Annotated in this window: 9 protein-coding genes; 5 read left to right on the top strand and 4 right to left on the bottom strand. The window is 65.3% G+C overall.

The genetic code is table 11. The annotated features are described in order from the left end of the window. Positions 1 to 133 precede the first annotated feature (133 nt). Entirely contained in the window at positions 134 to 697 is a 564-nt protein-coding gene (locus HCN52_RS12215) for a GNAT family N-acetyltransferase (RefSeq protein ID WP_168088451.1), read from the bottom strand. Between the two features lie 765 nt (positions 698 to 1,462). Between HCN52_RS12215 and HCN52_RS12210 the strand changes: the two genes are divergently transcribed. The 5 genes from HCN52_RS12210 to HCN52_RS12190 are packed head-to-tail and all read left to right on the top strand — an operon-like array spanning position 1,463 to position 11,369. Then, positions 1,463 to 3,169, top strand: coding sequence for an N-6 DNA methylase (locus HCN52_RS12210; protein ID WP_168088450.1), 1,707 nt, complete (start codon positions 1,463 to 1,465; stop codon positions 3,167 to 3,169). Then, entirely contained in the window at positions 3,166 to 5,238 is a 2,073-nt protein-coding gene (locus tag HCN52_RS12205; protein WP_168088449.1) for a type I restriction-modification system subunit M, read from the top strand. Before HCN52_RS12210 ends, HCN52_RS12205 begins: the two co-directional genes overlap by 4 nt. Continuing rightward, a complete protein-coding gene (locus HCN52_RS12200) occupies positions 5,235 to 6,464 on the top strand; it encodes a restriction endonuclease subunit S (RefSeq protein WP_168088448.1) in 1,230 nt (409 codons plus the stop codon). Before HCN52_RS12205 ends, HCN52_RS12200 begins: the two co-directional genes overlap by 4 nt. Positions 6,465 to 6,467: 3 nt before the next feature. Continuing rightward, positions 6,468 to 9,683 carry a type I restriction endonuclease subunit R gene (locus HCN52_RS12195; protein WP_168088447.1) on the top strand — a complete coding sequence of 1,072 codons (3,216 nt, stop codon included), beginning with the start codon at positions 6,468 to 6,470 and terminating at the stop codon, positions 9,681 to 9,683. A 45-nt stretch (positions 9,684 to 9,728) separates the two neighbouring features. Then, the gene (locus HCN52_RS12190) at positions 9,729 to 11,369 is read left to right on the top strand and encodes a serine/threonine-protein kinase (RefSeq protein ID WP_168088446.1); all 1,641 of its coding nucleotides are present in this window, start codon (positions 9,729 to 9,731) and stop codon (positions 11,367 to 11,369) included. 54 nt (positions 11,370 to 11,423) lie between these two features. Here HCN52_RS12190 and HCN52_RS12185 read toward each other — a convergent pair whose 3' ends face one another. From HCN52_RS12185 to HCN52_RS12175, 3 genes are all read right to left on the bottom strand, one after another. Further along, complete coding sequence (locus HCN52_RS12185) at positions 11,424 to 13,472, bottom strand: AIPR family protein (RefSeq protein WP_245175072.1); 2,049 nt, start codon at positions 13,470 to 13,472, stop codon at positions 11,424 to 11,426. A gap of 293 nt (positions 13,473 to 13,765) precedes the next feature. Further along, positions 13,766 to 17,467, bottom strand: coding sequence for an ATP-binding protein (locus tag HCN52_RS12180; protein ID WP_168088445.1), 3,702 nt, complete (start codon positions 17,465 to 17,467; stop codon positions 13,766 to 13,768). Positions 17,468 to 17,599: 132 nt separating this feature from the next. Further along, positions 17,600 to 17,817 (bottom strand): transposase family protein (locus tag HCN52_RS12175; RefSeq protein WP_168088444.1); only part of this gene is annotated, 218 nt, incomplete at its 5' end.

The following is a 17,817-nucleotide window of genomic DNA, read 5'->3' as shown; positions in this document are numbered from 1 at the left end:
CCGCCGACCCGGCGCCCGCAGTCCCGGGACCGCCCCGATCAGCCGTCGCATCCGCGCGATCCGACCGTCCACGGCAGCCGTGGCGGCAGCGGCCGGGCGGCGCCGCAGCCGGAGACCCGGGGCCGACGGCCGGTCAGTTGGGCCGGCCGGCGGCCTCCCACTCGCGGGCGAGCATCGCGAAGTGCAGCTCGCCGCCCCATGCGCCCTTGAAGATCTCCGACTCGACGAAGTGCGCCTCCTGCCGCATCCCCAGTCGGCCCATCAGCCTGGCGGAGGCCTCGTTGCGCGGGTCGCAGCGGCCGATGACGCGGTGCAGTCCGAGCTCCTCGAACCCCAGGCGCAGCATCTCCCGCGCCGCCTCGGTGGCGAGACCGCGCCCGCCGTGGCCGGGGTGCAGCACGTAGCCGAACTCACCCTGTCGGTGCTGCTCGCTCAGCCAGGTCAGCAGCGTGTAGCCGATGACCGTGCCCTCCAGGTCGACGGCGAGCAGCAGCGTGTCCCCCTCCGCGCGCAGCGCCGTCTGCTCCTGCCGGACCGCGAGCTCCCGGGCGTTGCCCTCCGGGGTGCGGGGCTCGTTGAAGAGGTACCGCGCCACATCGGGCCGCGACTCGAACGCCAGCATGTCCGCCTCGTCCGCCGCGGTGAACGGCCGCAGCACGAGCCGCTCGGTCCGGATCGGGGCGTTGATCTCGATCACCTGTGTCCCACCACTCCCTGGTCCCGCCACGCCCGCGGCCCGGGAGGGTGCCGCGGTCGCCGGTCGGGTCGTCGGCCTGCGCCGGCACGCGGCGGCGCACTGCGGCGCCGCCCCCGCTCCGGCGCCGTCCAGGGTGTCACGGCCAGGCCCGGGGTGCACCCGAGTTGTGCGCGGCCCGACGGAGCCCGGTGCCACCGGCGGCCCGGGGACCCGGGCGCGCTCCGTGTCCTCGGCCACGGAGCACGGTCGGCTCGTGTGGTGGACGGGCCCGCGGACGGGCTGCATGTGGTCGGACGGACCGTCGTCGCCACCCTCGCGAGGTCGAGCGCCTTTGCGTCGCGCCGGGCCGATCACGAAGCGGGAAGGTCCTGGAACGCCGAAATGCCGGTCGAGTCAGCTGACTCGACCGGCATGTGCGCAACGCTTCGAGGCGACCTCGTGAACGTTCCTGTCAGTGGGTCGTTCACGAATTGCGTTGACCAGGGACGATAGTCCGAATCGTTCAGGCAGTTCCCGGCGGCGCATAGATCACTCCCCGAATAGTTGCGTGCGCATGGACCCGCCCATCCGGATCACCCAGGGAGCGTGTGACTCTTCGGCTCAGGGCAGGCCCTCCATATGCGATGCACGGGATCGAGGCATGCGGCTAAGACGCCGGTAGCGGGAGCTCACCACAGCAGCCACAAGGAGAGTGACACTAGCCCGTTAGCACTGTAAACGCGCTCACGGATTCTGAGGCATGTGCTTTCGTGTACTGTTGCCGCCATGCAGGACGAAGGATCCGCTGCAGAGCCAGTCGTCACCGCAGCCCAGATCGCCCGGCTCGCCGGTGTCACGCGAGCCGCAGTCGCCAATTGGCGACGTCGACACGACGACTTCCCGGCCCCCAGCGGTGGCACGGCGGCAAGCCCGCTCTTCTCCTTGGCCGAGGTCGAGGCATGGCTGGCGGGACAGCGCAAGGGCCGAGGAGTCTCGGCGGAGGTCGCTCTCTGGCAAGCCCTGCGCGCTGCGTACGGCGACGACATGACGGCCGCGCTCGTGGACACCGGCTCCCATCTGACGGGCGAGACCACCACGGCCCTCCCGGACCCGATCCGTGAAGCCGTGGACCGACTGGCCTCCGAACGCGCTTCCTCGCAACTCTTCGAGGACCTGCTCACCCGGCTCCTCACCTCGGCAGGCCGCAGCGGTGTGCAGGCGATTACGTCTCCTCGCCTCATCCGGGCCTTCGTCCACTTCGCGGGGACGACCGAGGGACCCGTCTACGACCCGGCCTGCGGGACGGGATCGCTCCTGCTCGCGGTTGCCGGGCAGACGTCTGCCGTCCACACCGGCCAGGAGATCAGCCCTGGACTAGTGAGGCTGGCCGAGCTAAGAGCGCGGCTCGGCGGCTCTCGCACCGTCCGGATCGAAGCCGGAGACTCACTCCGGGACGACCGGCACCCCCACCTCCGGGCCCAGCTCGTTGTCTGTGAACCGCCGTTGGGCCAGACCGACTGGGGCCGTGAAGAGCTCCTGCTCGACCCGCGCTGGGAGCTGGGTGCACCCCCGCGCGCGGAGGGCGATCTGGCCTGGCTCCAGCACTGCTACTTTCACACCGCTCCCGGCGGCCGTGCTCTCATCGCTCTCGCCCCGTCCGCCGCATACCGCAGGAGCGGCCGCCGGATCCGAGCGGAGCTGGTACGCAGGGGGGCCCTCTCCTCGGTCATCTCCCTGCCGTCGGGATTCGCGACCAGTCACAACCTGCCGCTCCACCTGTGGGAACTGCGCCGGCCAGGGACACCGGGCGAAGAGGTCCGGTCTGTCCGCATGATCGACCTCACGGCGAACGATCCGGACGGCCCCCTGGAACCGACCCCGGACCAGATCGCACACGTACCGTTGATCGACCTCATCCACGAAGAGGTGGACCTTAGCCCGTCCGCGTACGTGACTGCGGCCCAACCCGACTACCCATCCGAATACACGGCCCTCCGCGCCTCACTCGAACAAAAGCTACGACAACTGGCCGAGTTGCTGCCCGCGCTACCACCGGGACCTGGAGCGGGATCCCTGGACGAGATCGCCTCGGTGGGGGTCGGCGACCTGGTCCAGGCGGGCCTGGTCCGCACGGAGGACGGCGAGGCGTCATCCGTGAGCGACCAGCTCGACACGGACTACCTGCGAGGGTTCCTCCGCAGCGCGGGCAACACGCGCCGCAATACCTCGGCCACCGGCACTCACAGGGCAGAACTCCGCAGCGCCCAGCTGCCCCAGATGGACATCGCGCAGCAGCGCCGGTACGGACTGGCCTTCCGCGACTTGGGCGAGTTCGAGCGAAGGCTCAAGGAAATTGCCAGGATGGGCGACCAAGCCGCGCGCCTGGCCCACGACGGACTGACCAACGGAGCCCTGGGGCCGCCCCGGACGGCCGCAACGGAGCATCCCCACGCCATGCCACCACATAGAGCGACACGAGAAGGTGCCGAGTGAGCAACACCAACCAGGAACTTGCCGACTTCATCTGGTCGGTGGCCGACTTGCTGCGGGGCGACTACAAACGCTCGGAGTACGCCAAGGTCATCCTGCCGCTCACGGTACTTCGCCGGTTCGACTGCGTGATGGAGGCAAAGGGAACCCGCCAGGCGGTGCGGGACCGGGACGCCTCGTACGCCGGCGAGAAGAAGGATGGGCTGCTGCTTGGCATCTCGGGGCTGCCGTTCTACAACACCTCGAAGCAGAACTTCGAGACCATCGGCAGCGACGACAAGAACGTCTACGCCAACCTCAAGGATTACATCCGCGGCTTCTCCAGCGAAGTCACCGAGATCATCGACCGCTACGACTTCCACATCCAGATCGAGCGCCTCAAAGACGCCGATCTGCTGTACCTGGTGGTCCAGGAGTTCGCGGCAATCGACCTCAGCCCCGAGAAGGTCAGCAACCACGACATGGGCTACGTCTTCGAAGAGCTGATCCGCAAGTTCGCGGACGCCTCCAACGAGACGGCCGGTGAACACTTCACCCCGCGCGAAGTGGTCAAGCTGATGGTCGAGCTGCTGCTCGGTCCCGACGAGGCACGCATCCGCAAGCCCGGGGCGGTCCTCGACATCCTGGACCCGGCCTGCGGCACCGGCGGCATGCTCGCCGCGGCCGAGGAACACATCAGGAAGATCAAGCCCGGCGCACGCATCAACCTGTTCGGTCAGGAAATCAATGCCGAGTCGTACGCGATCTGCCGCTCCGACATGCTCCTTAAGGGGCACAAGGCCGAGAACATCCGGTTCGGCAACACCTTCACCCGCGACTGGCACGAGGACCGCCGGTTCAGCTACATGCTGGCCAACCCGCCGTTCGGCGTCGAATGGAGGAAGTCGGAGAAAGCTGTCCGCGAGGAGCATGAAGACCTCGGCTTCGCCGGCCGCTTCGGGGCGGGCCTCCCTCGCATCAACGACGGTTCCTTCCTCTTCCTCCAGCACATGCTCCACAAGATGCAACCCTTGAAGAAGGACGAGAACGGGGACGAGATCGGCGGCTCCCGCATCGCCATCGTCTTCAACGGCTCGCCGCTCTTCACCGGCAGCGCTTGCTCCGGCGAGTCGGAGATCCGCCGCTGGATCCTGGAGAACGACTACCTAGAGACCATCGTCGGCCTCTCCGACCAGCTCTTCTACAACACCGGCATCTCGACGTACTTCTGGATCCTCAGCAACCGCAAGCCCGCGCACCGCAAGGGCAAGGTCGTCATGATCGACGCCCGCGGGGAGTGGGTGAAGCGGCGCAAGTCCCTCGGCGAGAAACGTAAGGAGATCGCCGATGAGCAGATCGCTGGCATCTGCGCGATCTACCGCGACGCGGAACACATCGCGCAGGACGAGTCCCATCCGCAGCACGCAAAAGTCAAGATCCTCCGTAATGAGGCATTCGGCTACCAGCGCATCACAGTCGACCGCCCGCTGAAGCTCCGCTTCGAGGTCACGGAGGACACACTCACAGCACTGTCCGCGTCGGCGGCGCTCCAGAAAGTCCTCGGCGACAAGACGATGGACCCGGCAGAGGTGGCCAAGCGGCAGGCCGCGTTCGTAGCAGCCCTGCAACCCCTGACCGGACAGATCTGGCATACCAAGGCCGAAGCCTGGGACGCCTTGCACAAGGCCGTCACCTCGGCCGGCCTGATCTGGCCGTCGAGCGCGCCGGTCCAGAAGGCACTCCGGGAGGCGGTTGGCGTACGCGACCCAAAGGGCGAGGTCCAGTACGCGAACGCGAAGAAGAATCAGATCGAGCACGACCCTGACCTCCGCGACGCGGAGAACGTCCCGATGGACCAGGACATCGACGACTACCTGGCGGAAGAAGTCACGCCGCATGTCGAAGACGCATGGATCGCCGAGACCAAGAACCCGAAGACCAAACTGAACGAACGCTCCAAGATCGGCTACGAAATCCCGTTCACGCGCCACTTCTATGTGTATGAGCCACCACGCCCACTGTCAGTGATCGACGCGGAGCTGAAGTCGCTTGAGACAGAGATCTGGGAGCTTTTGGGGGAGGTGACGGAATGAGCGACACCGTCATGCTTAAACGTGTCGCGCTAGTCCAGTACGGGCTGGGTCAGCCTCCGAAGCTGTCCACCGACGGAATCCCAATCCTGCGCGCAACCAATATCACCCGAGGGAAGATCACCGAACCGGGTCTCCTGCGAGCCCGTTTGGAAGATCTACCACTCGATCGAGCTCCGCTGCTCAAAGAGGGTGAAATTCTTGTGGTGCGAAGCGGTGCATACACGGGAGACTCGGCCCGAATTACCGCAAAGTGGGCTGGTAGTGCACCTGGATATGACCTCCGAGTTACGCCCCTTGCCATAAATTCTCGATACTTGGCATACGCGCTGTTGGGTATCGCCGCACAAGATCAAATCAAACTGGTCAGCTCACGAGCAGCGCAACCCCATCTCAATGCCGAGGAGCTCGGCGAGCTGCAAGTCTGGATGCCCTCAAGCGACGAACAGCGCCGCATCGCCGACTTTCTCGATGCCGAGACTTCCCGCATCGATCGGCTTTTGGCACTGCAAACCACGGTTCTGGAACGACTGGACGAACGCGAATCAGCAATCGTGGATCTCGCCATCGATGAGTTGATCGATCGCGTGGGCACCACGCCGTTCCGACGCTTCATCATTGCGATGGATCAGGGTTCAAGTCCGCAATGTGACGCGGTCCCTGCAAGTGATGACGAGTGGGGTGTTCTGAAGGTGAGTTGCCTCAGGCCAGGTTCATTCTTCCCCGACCAGAACAAACGACTCCCCGAGGACGCCGTACCAGACGTACGCAATGAGGTTCGTGAGGGTGACGTACTCATCACGCGCGCCAACACACCCCAGTTGGTCGGCTCAACGGCGGTTGTACCTGCGGTTCGCCGCAAGCTACTACTCTCTGACAAGATTTTCCGAGTCGGCCTCTCACCCTTGCTGGACGCTCATTACGTCGCTTGGATCGCACGCGGAACCCGCGTGCGATCCTTTTCCTCTGCCTCCTCAAACGGCGCATCTCAGTCGATGGCGAATATCCGCTTCGAAGAAGTGAAGGAGTGGCCAATTCCGCATATTGACCTGCCTGAGCAGAAAAGAGTCGTAGCCGAGTTGGATCGAAGCCGCATGCAGACGGACGCTTTGCGCAGCCGAATCACCCGCCAGCTCACCCTCCTCGCCGAACGCCGCCAGGCCCTCATCACCGCCGCCGTGACGGGCCAGTTCGACGTGTCCACTGCATCGGGCCGAGGAGAGGACTGATCCATGACTCCCGTGATCCGCGTCGATGACGAGAAGGCATTCGAGAACGCCGTAGAGGCGGGACTCCGTGCCCAGGGCTGGGATCCCGGCCTGGCCAACACCTACAACCACGAACTCGGCATCGACACCGGCGAGTTGTCCGCCTTCCTCCGCACATCGCAGAACGACTCCTGGCTCCGCCTTCAGGCCGAGTACGGGGAGGGTGAGGAAGCCTCCACTCAGCGTTTCGCCAAGCGCGTCGCTCAGCAGATCGATGCGCGCGGTGTGCTCGACGTGCTCCGGCGCGGGGTGAACGACCGCAACGTGAAGCTCCAACTCGCATACTTCCGGCCGGCGCACACCCTCGCCGCCAACGCCCTGCGTGAGTACGACGCCAACCGGCTCACGTACGTACGGCAGTTCCACTATTCGGCGAAGACACCGGCCAAGTCCGTGGACGTGGCCTTCTTTCTCAACGGGCTCCCCCTGGCCTCGGTCGAGCTGAAGAACCACTTCACCAGGCAGAACGTCGAAGAGGCTCTCCACCAGTACCGCACCGACCGGGATCCGAAGGAACTCTTCTTCGCCAAGCGCACCCTGGTGCACTTCGCCGTCGACCCGACCCTAGCCTTCCTCAGCACCCGGCTGGCCGGGAAGAAGACCCGGTTCCTGCCGTTCAACACCGGCTCCCGCGGGCCCGGGGTCGACGGCACCGCGGGCAACCCGCCGCGCCCCGCCGAGGGTGAGGACGACAGCACGTACCCGGTGTCCTACCTCTGGGAGCACGTCTGGGCGCGGGACAACTGGCTCGAACTGCTGGAACGGTATCTGCACGTTGAGGACGAGCAGGCCAAGGCTGGCAAGTCCCCCTCGTACCGCCCCGGCCTCGCGCACACCCAGCCGCTTATCTTCCCCCGCTACCACCAGTGGCACGCCGTCCGGCAGCTCACCGCCCACGCTGGCCGCGTCGGCGCCGGGGAGAACTACCTCATCCAGCACTCGGCGGGATCTGGCAAGTCCAACACCATCGCCTGGCTCGCCCACCGGCTGTCGTCCCTGCACACTCCGGAAGACCCCGCGCTGCTCGGTGAGGCCATCCGCGAGAAGGGACTGGGGCCCAACCAGCCGGTCTTCGACAAGGTGATTGTCATCACCGACCGGAGAGTCCTGGACAAGCAACTCCAGGACACCATCTACCAGTTCACCCACACCCCGGGTGTAGTGGTCCGGGTCGACGAGGACTCCAACCAACTGGCCGATGCGCTCACCGGTTCCACCGCGCGAATCGTCATCACCACCCTGCAGAAGTTTCCGTTCATACTGAAGAAGGTCGGCGGGCTCGGCAGGCTCCGCTACGCGGTGATCATCGACGAGGCGCACTCGTCGCAGGGCGGCGACGGCTCGGCCGCGCTGAAGAAAGCCCTGGGGGCCAAGGCCGTCGACGCGGATGGTGACCCGTTGACCGCTGAGGCGCTGGCCCGCGGACAGCAGCCGAACATGTCGTTCTTCGCTTTCACCGCGACCCCGAAGGCGAAGACCCTCGAACTCTTCGGTACCAAGGCCCCAGACACTGGACGGCCGAGCCCGTTCCACGTGTACTCGATGCGCCAGGCCATCGATGAGGGCTTCATCCTCAACGTGCTCGACACGTTCATCACCCACGCCACCTACTTCAAGCTGCACAACGATGCGGTCGAAGAGGTCGAACGCCAGGTGGATCCGCGCAAGGCCCGCTCCCAGCTCGTGCGTGCGGCGCTGTTGTCCGAGGCGTCGATGGATCAGCGGGCGAAGATCATGGTCGATCACTTCCGCTCCCACAGTGCGGGCCGGCTCGGCGGCCGGGCCAAGGCCATGGTGGTCACCCCCAGCCGCGAGCACGCGGTCCGGCTCTACCAGGCGATCCGCAAGTACGTGGACGAGCGGGGTGCCACCGACTGTGCCGCGCTCGTCGCGTTCTCCGGCGCGCTGACCTTGAACGACGTCGAGTACACCGAGTCCAAGCTCAACGGCTTTCCGGAGAAGGAGCTCCCGGGCCGCTTCGCCTACGTGCGCGCCGATGACCCGAACCGGCCGTCCGTGCCCAAGCCCGAGTACCGGATCCTCGTCGTCGCCGAGAAGTACCAGACGGGCTTCGACCAGCCGCTGCTGACGACGATGTACGTGGACAAGCCGCTCGCCAACGTCGCCGCCGTACAGACCCTCTCGCGTCTCAACCGAACCCACCCGCTGAAGTCCCAGGAAGACCTGTTCGTTTTGGACTTCGCCAACAAGTGGGAGGTGATCCGGGACGCCTTCCAGGACTACTACGAGACGACGCGCACCGAGCCGGCCGACCCCAACCTGCTCTTCGACCGGCAGGACGAGGTCATGGGCTACCGGCTGCTTGTGGAATCCGAGATGGATGCCCTCGTCAAGGCGTACTTCGATGCCCTCGATGAAGGCCGCGCCTCCGAGGATGAGGTCAAGAAGGCACACGCGCGGCTCTACCACTACACAGCACCCGCAGTGGACCGTTTCATCAGCCTCCTCGCTCAAGAACCGAACAAGGCCCAGGAGTTCCGCCGGGCCCTGGAGTCGTACGTCAAGGCGTACGGCTGGCTCTCCCACGTCATCGGGTTCGAGAACACGGAACTGGAGCGACTCTTCCAGTACGGGCGGTTCCTGCTCCGACGACTCCCCCGCCCCGACGGCACCGCCGCCGCCGACATCGGCGAAACGGTGCCCAGCCACATGCTGGTCAAGCAGACCGGGACCCCCGAACTGCAGTTGGAGCCGGTGGGTGATCAGGTCCTACCGGGCCTTGTCGCCCAGGCGGCCGGCGCGTCGGTCGAGGTCGAGGAGAAGACGCTCGCCGAGGTCATCCAGTCCATCAACGACGAGCTCGGTGCCGAGCTCTCCACGGCGGACCAGATCCTCCTCGGCCAGCTCGTCGCAGTGATCTCCGAGGACGTCGACATGCAGGAGGTGGCTCTCGCCCAGGACGAGGAGACGTACGGGCGGGAACTCGCCAAGGACATGGATGCGTTCGTCATAAGGCAGGCACAGTCCAACGATGCCCTGATGGTGCGGTACTTCGACGACGAGAAGGTGAACCGCCTGTTTCGGCAGGTCGCCACGGCCCAGTCGTACCAGCTGATCCGCCGCCCCGCGCGCAGGGCAGCGGAGATCCAGGCAACCGCCGAACGCGCGGCCGAGCTGAAGGCCCACGAATTTCAGCGCCGTAGTCCTGACGCACCGTAGCCTGCACGGACGATCACGACGATCACCTTGAGGGAGAGGGCCGGCATGGGGGACGACATGGCGCCGACCGAGGAGGCAGGGCAGCCGGCGAGAGTGCTCGCGGGCCGGTACCGGCTGCACTCGCCCATCGGCAGGGGCGGCATGGGTGAGGTGTGGCGCGCCTACGACGAGCGCCTCGACCGGCGCGTCGCCGTCAAGATGATGCTCGACGAGCAGTCGAACTGCTACGCGATGCAGGACACCGTCTACCAAAGGACTCTCGACGTCCGTCGTCAGCGCTTCCTGCGCGAAGTACGGACGACCGCCTCGCTCCACGAACACCCTTCAATCCCCGCCGTCTACGACACCGGGTTCGATGAGGAGAGCGGGCGGCTGTACGTGGTGATGCAGCTACTCAAGGGGCGTGAAGTCCAGACTCTCATCGACGAGACGGACTACGACTACGAGCCGCTGCCTGTCTCCTGGGCGGCAGCCATTGGTGCCCAGATCGCCTCCGCCCTGGACGAGGTCCATCGCCACGACGTCATCCACCGCGACATCAAGCCGGCCAACCTCATGCTGACCCCCGGCGGGGTCGTGAAGGTCCTCGACTTCGGTATCGCGGCCCTCCGCGGCAGCGGCTCGAACCCCCATCTGACCCAGCCGGGAATGACCGTTGGTACCCCGGCCTACATGTCACCGGAGCAGAGCCTGGCCAACGCGGTCGGACCGGCCGCCGACATCTACGCCCTCGCCTGCGTGATCTACCAACTCCTTACAGGGACCACCCCCTTCACCGACTCCGGCGGCAAGTCCCTCCCCTGGCACCACGTACACACTCCGCCCCCCGCGGTCGGCGCGCTCCGGTCCGACACACCCAAAGAGATCGAGCAGTTGCTGCTCGGCATGCTTCACAAGGAATCCGAGCACCGGATGTCCGCGGCAACGGTCTACGAAGCCCTGCTGCCGCTGGCGGCACTGGGCGCCTCGCCCGGCACACCGCCGCTGCTCACCGCCGACGGCCTCGACCTTGACCCGTGTACGCCCTTCACCCGGCCGTTCGGCGGATCGGTGCGGAGCGGAGGCGGGCGGGCAGGCGCGTACACACCGACCGAGGTGAACACCACGGCCGCGGTGGAACCGGACAAGCCGCCGATCGGCCCCGACGAGGCCGACAGAATCACCGATCGCGCATCCGACCTCGCCGCCCTCGGCCGGTTCACGCAGGCCATCGACGTCCTGGCAGAGGCGCTTGACAGGGTCGTGGACGACACTCTGGCGGACGAGTTGACACTGTCCCTGGCCCACGTCCAGTTCCTCGCTGGCGCACACAGCGAAGCGCTGGATCTCTTCCAGCGGGCCGCCGGCGGATTCGGCAGGCGGTTCGGCCCGGATGACGACGATATGCGGCTCTGCCTCTACTACATCGCCGTCTGCCGCATGGAGCTCGGAGAGACCACCGCCGCGGTCGGCGCGTACCAGACCTATGTCCAGTACGCGCCTGACGAGGAGGACGAGGCCGCCGTGGCCCGCCATCTGGATGCACTCGCGCAGATCATGCGCCTGGAAGCGGTCTCGGAACGGCACATGCAGGCACAGGCCGCCGCCCTCGCCCTCCGCGAGGCGACGCACCGCTACCGCGGGCCACAAGCCCCAGAACTGGCCGACCTCGACGGATTCATCCAGCGGCTTCGGCACTTCGAATAGACACAGGGAAAGGTCCGGTCCGCACGAAGACCGGTCCCTTCACCACGTGCCCGTTCAGTCGTCGTCGTTCTGGCCGTCGAGCCACTCGGTGGCCAGCTCGTACAGATTCCGCTTGCCGTCGGCGGTCCAGCGCGCCGGCCCTTGGACCGAGACCGGCGCCTCCTCCCAACATGCGAGTTCCCACATCTTCAAGACCAGCTTGTTGGCGCTGTACGCCTGCCGGTCGTAGGCCCAGAGCAGCGGCTTGCCGCGATCGTTCTGCCATGCGGCCTGCGCCCTGCGGGAGTCGGCCGCAAGCCAGGCTTGCAGCGCACGCTTCTCCAGGTCGTTGCCCGGCACGTACGTCAGCGGAGTGTTGTCGCCCAGGATTCCGGCGTTGACCAACGTCGGCACCGTGTTGGGGCGCCGCCTCTTCCGTGCTCGCTGAGCAGGTACCTGATAGTTCTCCGGCATATCCGGTACGTCCCCACCTCTTCGAACATCGGGCAGCACCAGTCGGGCAAGCTCCCGGCAGCGGGTCTCATTGGTGAACGTGCTGGTGAGGAAGGAGGTAGAGCCGTACGTCCCGTCGACGTGATGGATCAGCCAGGCGAGAACGGATTCGGTGAAGGCCGGCACAGACACCAACACGCGAGAGATGTCGAATGCGGGGTCGTCGATGTCCTCGATGTCGACGAGTTGGAACACCAGATGGGAAATAAGCAGGTCTCCGCGACGTGTGGCCTCTTCTGCTCGGCCGTTCACACGCTTACGCTGGGCGTCGAGGGCATCCCCCACCGCACGGTGGATCAGCACGCTGCGCCAGATCCGGAATGCGCTGGGTGCCTCGCCGAAAAGGCGCGGGTAGGCTCCGCTGCGGCCACGTTCCCATAGCAGATCCGTGTCCCGCTTGGCCCGCACGGTGAGTTCGGGCGTCCGGTGAGCGCAGGCCAGCGCGATTGCCGCGTGGACGACGGAGCAGCCGGACTCCGGTGCCGGATCCGCCTCTCCGCGCTTGAACACATACATTTTCTGCAGCGAGAGGTCGAAGTCCTCACGGATGGCCGCTTGCGTGTCGTCGAGCGCCACAAAATCGCGCTGGGAAACGTCGTTCTGGGTGTTCGTCGTCTCCGTGACCCGGGCCGCGTACCGCTGCCGCTCGCTGCCCAGAGAGAAGACCCTGACCGTCACATCCGCGGTTTCGACGGTGTCTGGGGTCAGCGTCATCGCTTTGTGGATCTCACTCACGGTCTGCGCGCCGTTGACCACGCTGGCGTTCTTGATGCCGAGTTCGACCGGCTCGTCGGGGCGCCGCCGTCCCGGCCAGGTGGGCTCGATCTCGTCACAGAGGATGGTGATGCCGTTGTTGAAGTACCAAAAGTTGTCTGGCTCCTCAGCCAGAGTGGTCTGGATACCGGAGTTGATGCGTGTGAGCCCGAGCGACTGGCGAATGTTGTCCTCGAATAGCCTGGCCCCGTGTTCCTCGTACCAGTTCGCGACATCGGAGGCGGCGACCGATCCCTGATAGGCGGGAAACGGCAGATCCCGCTTGATCCATTGCGGCATGCGGACCTTGATGCCGACCGGCTCCGGCTCGAGGTCATGCTTCAGCTGTTGAAGCAGTTCACCCGCGCCCATGAGCCGGTGGTCCAGCATCGGGCCGAGACCGTAGTGATCCTCGGCCGCGCGGTCCAGGATGGCGATGGTGTCCGCGTGCAGAGGGTCGTTTCCGACGACCGCAATCACCAGTGTGATCTTCAATCGGGTGTCGGCGAATGCCGAGTCGAGCTTGGCCGTGAAGGGTTGCAGCTTGCTGTTGAACTGATCGAACTGACGTTGTTCCAGAAGGCGCAGTCCGTCGATGAACGCACGCGCCGCATCGGTATGGAATCCAGCGGTGCCCGAATCCTTCCACTTCGCCTGAACGAGCCAGACCTGCGCGCCGTCCGTCACGGCGACTGCGTCGATGCCATTGTCCCGGCTGCCGTCGATCACTGCTTCCGCGCAGACCTTGGCGTCCCAGCCAGTCACCCTGCGGATGGCCGTCGCGGCTACAGCACGCGATAGAAATGCCCGGTCACGCTCCGCCTCGGAGTTCCGCTGCAAATCGCTTTCGTCGATCAATCCTCGGTACCCGCGCACAAGACCCTCACGAATCTGATGCAGCTCCAACGCCGTCGGCCGGACCGGCCCTCGCCCTGCGTTCCCCGCAGCCACGCTCGCCCCACCTCGTCTTCATTTAAGCGATCATCCAAGCGTTGCCAGGCTATCCGCGCAGGTGGCGAGTCATCTACGGATTCAGTTACCAGGGCGAGCACAGAGCCGCTCCACCACCCTCGCCAGTGACGGCGAGCCGCTGCCCAAGATGAACGCCCTCGGCCGCATCCAGCAGCGCCGATCCTCTGAACGCGGTAGCGTCACAGGTCGCGGACTTCCCAGGCCCTCAGCCCCTCGTAGGAGAAACCAACAACACAGGTGACGCGATGGTGTGCTGAATGACGCTGGTGGCCGGGACGACCCGGTACGTAGAAGATCGGCAGGCCATTGACATCGATCCAGCCCTTTGTCGGCCCCACGTAATGGCCTACTCGGCCCTCGACACGGGACAACAGAGCCGCATGCTTGAAGAAGTCACGGTTGCTGTCCCATTCGCCCAGGCGTGACTGATGGACAAGTCCGCTGATGCCCACGCCTGATCCGAGCCACTCGAAGCTCCTGGTGCGATCGGTGCGGTATTGAGCGCGCCTCCTGCACTCCTCCATGTAGCGTTCGGCCTCACCGCGGGCAACGGGTGACGAGGACTCGAAGTACTTAAGGACGTGGAGCACGTATAGGTAGTAACTCGACTCAAGCGAGGGGTTGTCCAGGTGCCACGTCGAGAACTGTCCGATTAGTTCGTCGACTGATGGAGGGTTGGGCACATGGCGTGCAGCCCTGATCCAAAGCCGCATGGTCCGGTCATCGCCGGCCTGCTCCCGGAGGTTCTCGCGTAGCAGCGCCTCAATGGTCCGCATGTCCTTGGGCTTGAGGCCATGCCACAGGCCCGCCGCCTTCTTCAGATAGACCCAAACCAGACTCCGGCGCACGGAGGGACTGTCAACATCGGCCCGTCCGAGCAGGCTCCGATAACGCTGCACAGCCTCCTCGTGATTGCCGTACAGCTCATCCAGCTGTGCTCGGCACCTGACGGCGAATTTGCTCGGTTGTTCGGCTGTCCGCAGTTGTGCCACCTGCGCCAGCAGGTCCTCGGACCGCTCCAAGGCGGTGTCGACGAGATACTCGCCGGTGTAAGTGAACGCCAGTCGATTGTTGCCATCGCCCTGCTGGCGTGCGTATTCGGCCAGACGCAGCAGCATCTGCACCTCGCTGATGTAGCCGTGCTCATTGTCCCTGCGCAGCTCTCGACAGGTGCTGAACGCCTCGCTCGCGACCTCGGCAGATCGAACCACTGGGCCGAGAGCGGTCTTTCGACTCATCAGGTCGTAGACCTCCTGGCGGTGGATCATGCCCTTCATGTGGTAAACGACGGAGTCGCTGTTGGAGAGCTCCAGCGCCCGGTCGATACTGCTTTTCGCCCGTGCGAGATCGTGCATGCGTACTGCCTGGTAACGGGCCAGGTGAGCATGCAGGTGGGACTCCGAAGGGAAGAGCAGCGTCAGTTGTTCCAGCAAGCGCACCGCCGAATTAGGCAGGCTGATGTCCTCTATCAGCTGCGAGAACGACCGGGAAGCGGCCTGTTCCGTCCCCATAAGTTCTCGACTGTCCCGGTAGATGAAGATCCGCTCGATGAGGTCGAGCTCAGTGTCTCCCACCACACCGGCGCCACCGTGGCACAGCCAAGCGAAACTTATCGCCGCATCGGCGATCCCCGCCCTCCAGTTGCTTCTGGTCTGCAACCCGGCGCCCAACAACTGGCTGAGCACCTCTTCCGCGAACAGTGCGTGAGCCATACGCCATACACCGGGCTCCTCCTGCACCAGCAGATCCAATACCTGGTCCGGCAGCAGGGATCCCAGTGAGACCGGTCGAGTGGCCGGGACTTGGAGCATTTCCGCGAAGAGCTGGGCCGGCATGCCCTTCTGCCCGTAGTGATGAGCCAGCGCGATGTGCTGCAACACCTCGCGGTGAGCGGACTCCAGGCCGTCGAGCCGAGTCATCACGTACCGATCCAGCCCGAGGAAATCCCGGCCGTACGCAGCGAGACCGAAGTGGAAGGGGACCCGCGCACGTTGGTTTCCGCTGCGCCGCACCTTGCCCAGTTCGATGGATCGGTCGGGGCGGGCCTGGGTGTATTCCTCCAGGAACCGATCGGCTTCTTGATCAAGCAAGAAGCCGGGGAGCTGCACGACACGTTGGTCATCGATCACGGATGCGACGCGGCGTAGCACCTGGAGAACAACCGCACTGGCCTGACGATTCTGGAGCGAGTCGTACAGGTCGCTCATCAGACGCTCAGGAACCCGGCTGCTTTCGGCGAGCACGAGCACACGTCGCTGAGTCACATGTCCCAGTCGCATGATGCGCTCGGCATTGTCCTCCGCCCACTTGTTCGCTACGTGCTGTGCGGAGGGATTGCCCAGCAGGACAACACAGGGATAGAGGTGGTGAAGGTCCCAGAGCACGCGGCGAGCTACCGTCGTCCCTCCTGCGCCGGATGGGTGATAGAGGTTCACCCGCACCGGTCGGCCACCGCGGTCGAGTTCCCTGGCGACCTTGGCATGGAGGCTGGCGGTCTTGCTTCTGTCTACGTCGGCTCTACGGCTGAGTGCATACCAGCTGATCTCACTGCCTTGGAGGAAACCACGCCTGTCGTCGTCTGATTCCTCGCTTGGAGGGTCCAGGTACAGGACCTCCAGTTCCTCTTCGATCCAGGGAGCGTCGGCAGCGTCGAGCGCCACGGGAGCTCCTGAAACGCTGGGAAGGGTACGTTGCGGTCCATCGGAGGCGCTCGTCTCTGGCTCGAGGCGGGCGAGGCCCGAACAGAGCTGCTGCAGAGTGATGGGAATGACATCGGCCTCGAACGGGCCAGCGACTTGCTCGTACGCTGCAGCCTCGTCCGTGGCGATCACGACGTCCAGGGCTTCGCCGCTGCTCCCCGCCAAGTCGCTGAGCAGCGAGTGCAGGACCTGGATCTCCGAGGTGTCGTATCCGAGGATCAGACAGGTCACGGGTGCGGGGTGCAGCGACGCGGCCAGTTGCGCGAGGTGACGGCTCAGGTCTCGGCCGTACCGGGCCGACCACTTCCGAAAGGTGAGGGGTGTTGGAGGCTCGCTTCCCGTGGCCAGGCCCTTGGCAAAGATCCATTGCGACGCGTTACGCCCGCCTAGAGCCATCGTCTCGCCTGAAGGAAGAACCCGATAGAGACTTCTGACGAGGGACATCTCCTTTTCGAGTTCCCCCATCAGGCCGCCCTGCTCACTCAGCGGGTCGAGGTCGAGGACTGCCGACCACGGAGGTGCGGCCAGACCGCGCAGCGTCGCAAGGCCGGATGCGTCAATGCGCGGGGCGACGAGAATGAAGCGACGGGCATCGCTGAAGCGCTGGACACGTTCGAGGAAGCGTTCCCAGGAATCTTCAAGGGGAGCGTCGCCACCGCGCAGGGGCTCAGGGGTGCCACCGTTCATCCACTGCACGATCCACCGAAGCGTCTCACCGGTTGCCACGGCGTTGCTGCTGCCCCTGCGGTAGTACGTGACACCGTGCACGAGCGTTGCCGGGCCCAGGTGCTCATTGAGCTTGTTGCGCCATTCGCGGCGGACGTGGAAGGGCCCGCGGCGGTCAGGCGGGATGGTCAGAACCGCGTACAACGTCCCGCCGAGCTGAACGGGCTCCAAGTTGAAACGGGGCGTCGGCTCAATCGCAGATGCCAGCAACTGCTGCCAGTCGGCGTCGTCAGGCACGCTGCCCACTCCGAGAAGGTCGAACTGCCCGTTGCCCTGGTCCTTGACGCCGAAGACGATGTGTGCATCCTCTTCCCTTGGCGTGTTGGCCATACTGATCACATCAATGACGAGATCGGCCTTGCCCTTGAGGGTAGACGTGTCATGCAGCTTGGTCTTGTAGTCGTGGCACTCGCCCTCGGCCCGTCGAAGGAGCACGTGCAGTTCGTCCGGAGTCACCTAACCCCCGCCCTTTGTGGCACCAGATGGGGAACGCAGGCGTTCCCCATAACCCCGCGCATACATGTTGGGGGAGTCTACCTAGACAACCCGCAGTCGACTGGCGCTCCTGACATAGAGCCTTTGTCATCCTCACGCTGAGCTGGCCAGATGTAGGGCGAGGACGGCTTGGACGAGGGCGGTGATGCGGGTGGTTGAGCACCGCAGCTTGCGGAGGAGTCGCCAGGATTTGAGGGTGGCGACGGCCTGTTCGACGAGGGCTCGGATCTTCGCGTGGGACCGGTTGACCGCCTGCTGGCCTGCGGAGAGGGTGTCCCACCGTCCCCAGTACGGGGTGCGGACCGTGCCGC

It is taken from the genome of Streptomyces bohaiensis (genome assembly GCF_012033785.1).
GTDB classification, from domain to species: domain Bacteria; phylum Actinomycetota; class Actinomycetes; order Streptomycetales; family Streptomycetaceae; genus Streptomyces; species Streptomyces bohaiensis.
Note: the sequence above shows the minus strand (reverse complement) of the source record. Positions and strands in the feature narration are given on the sequence as shown.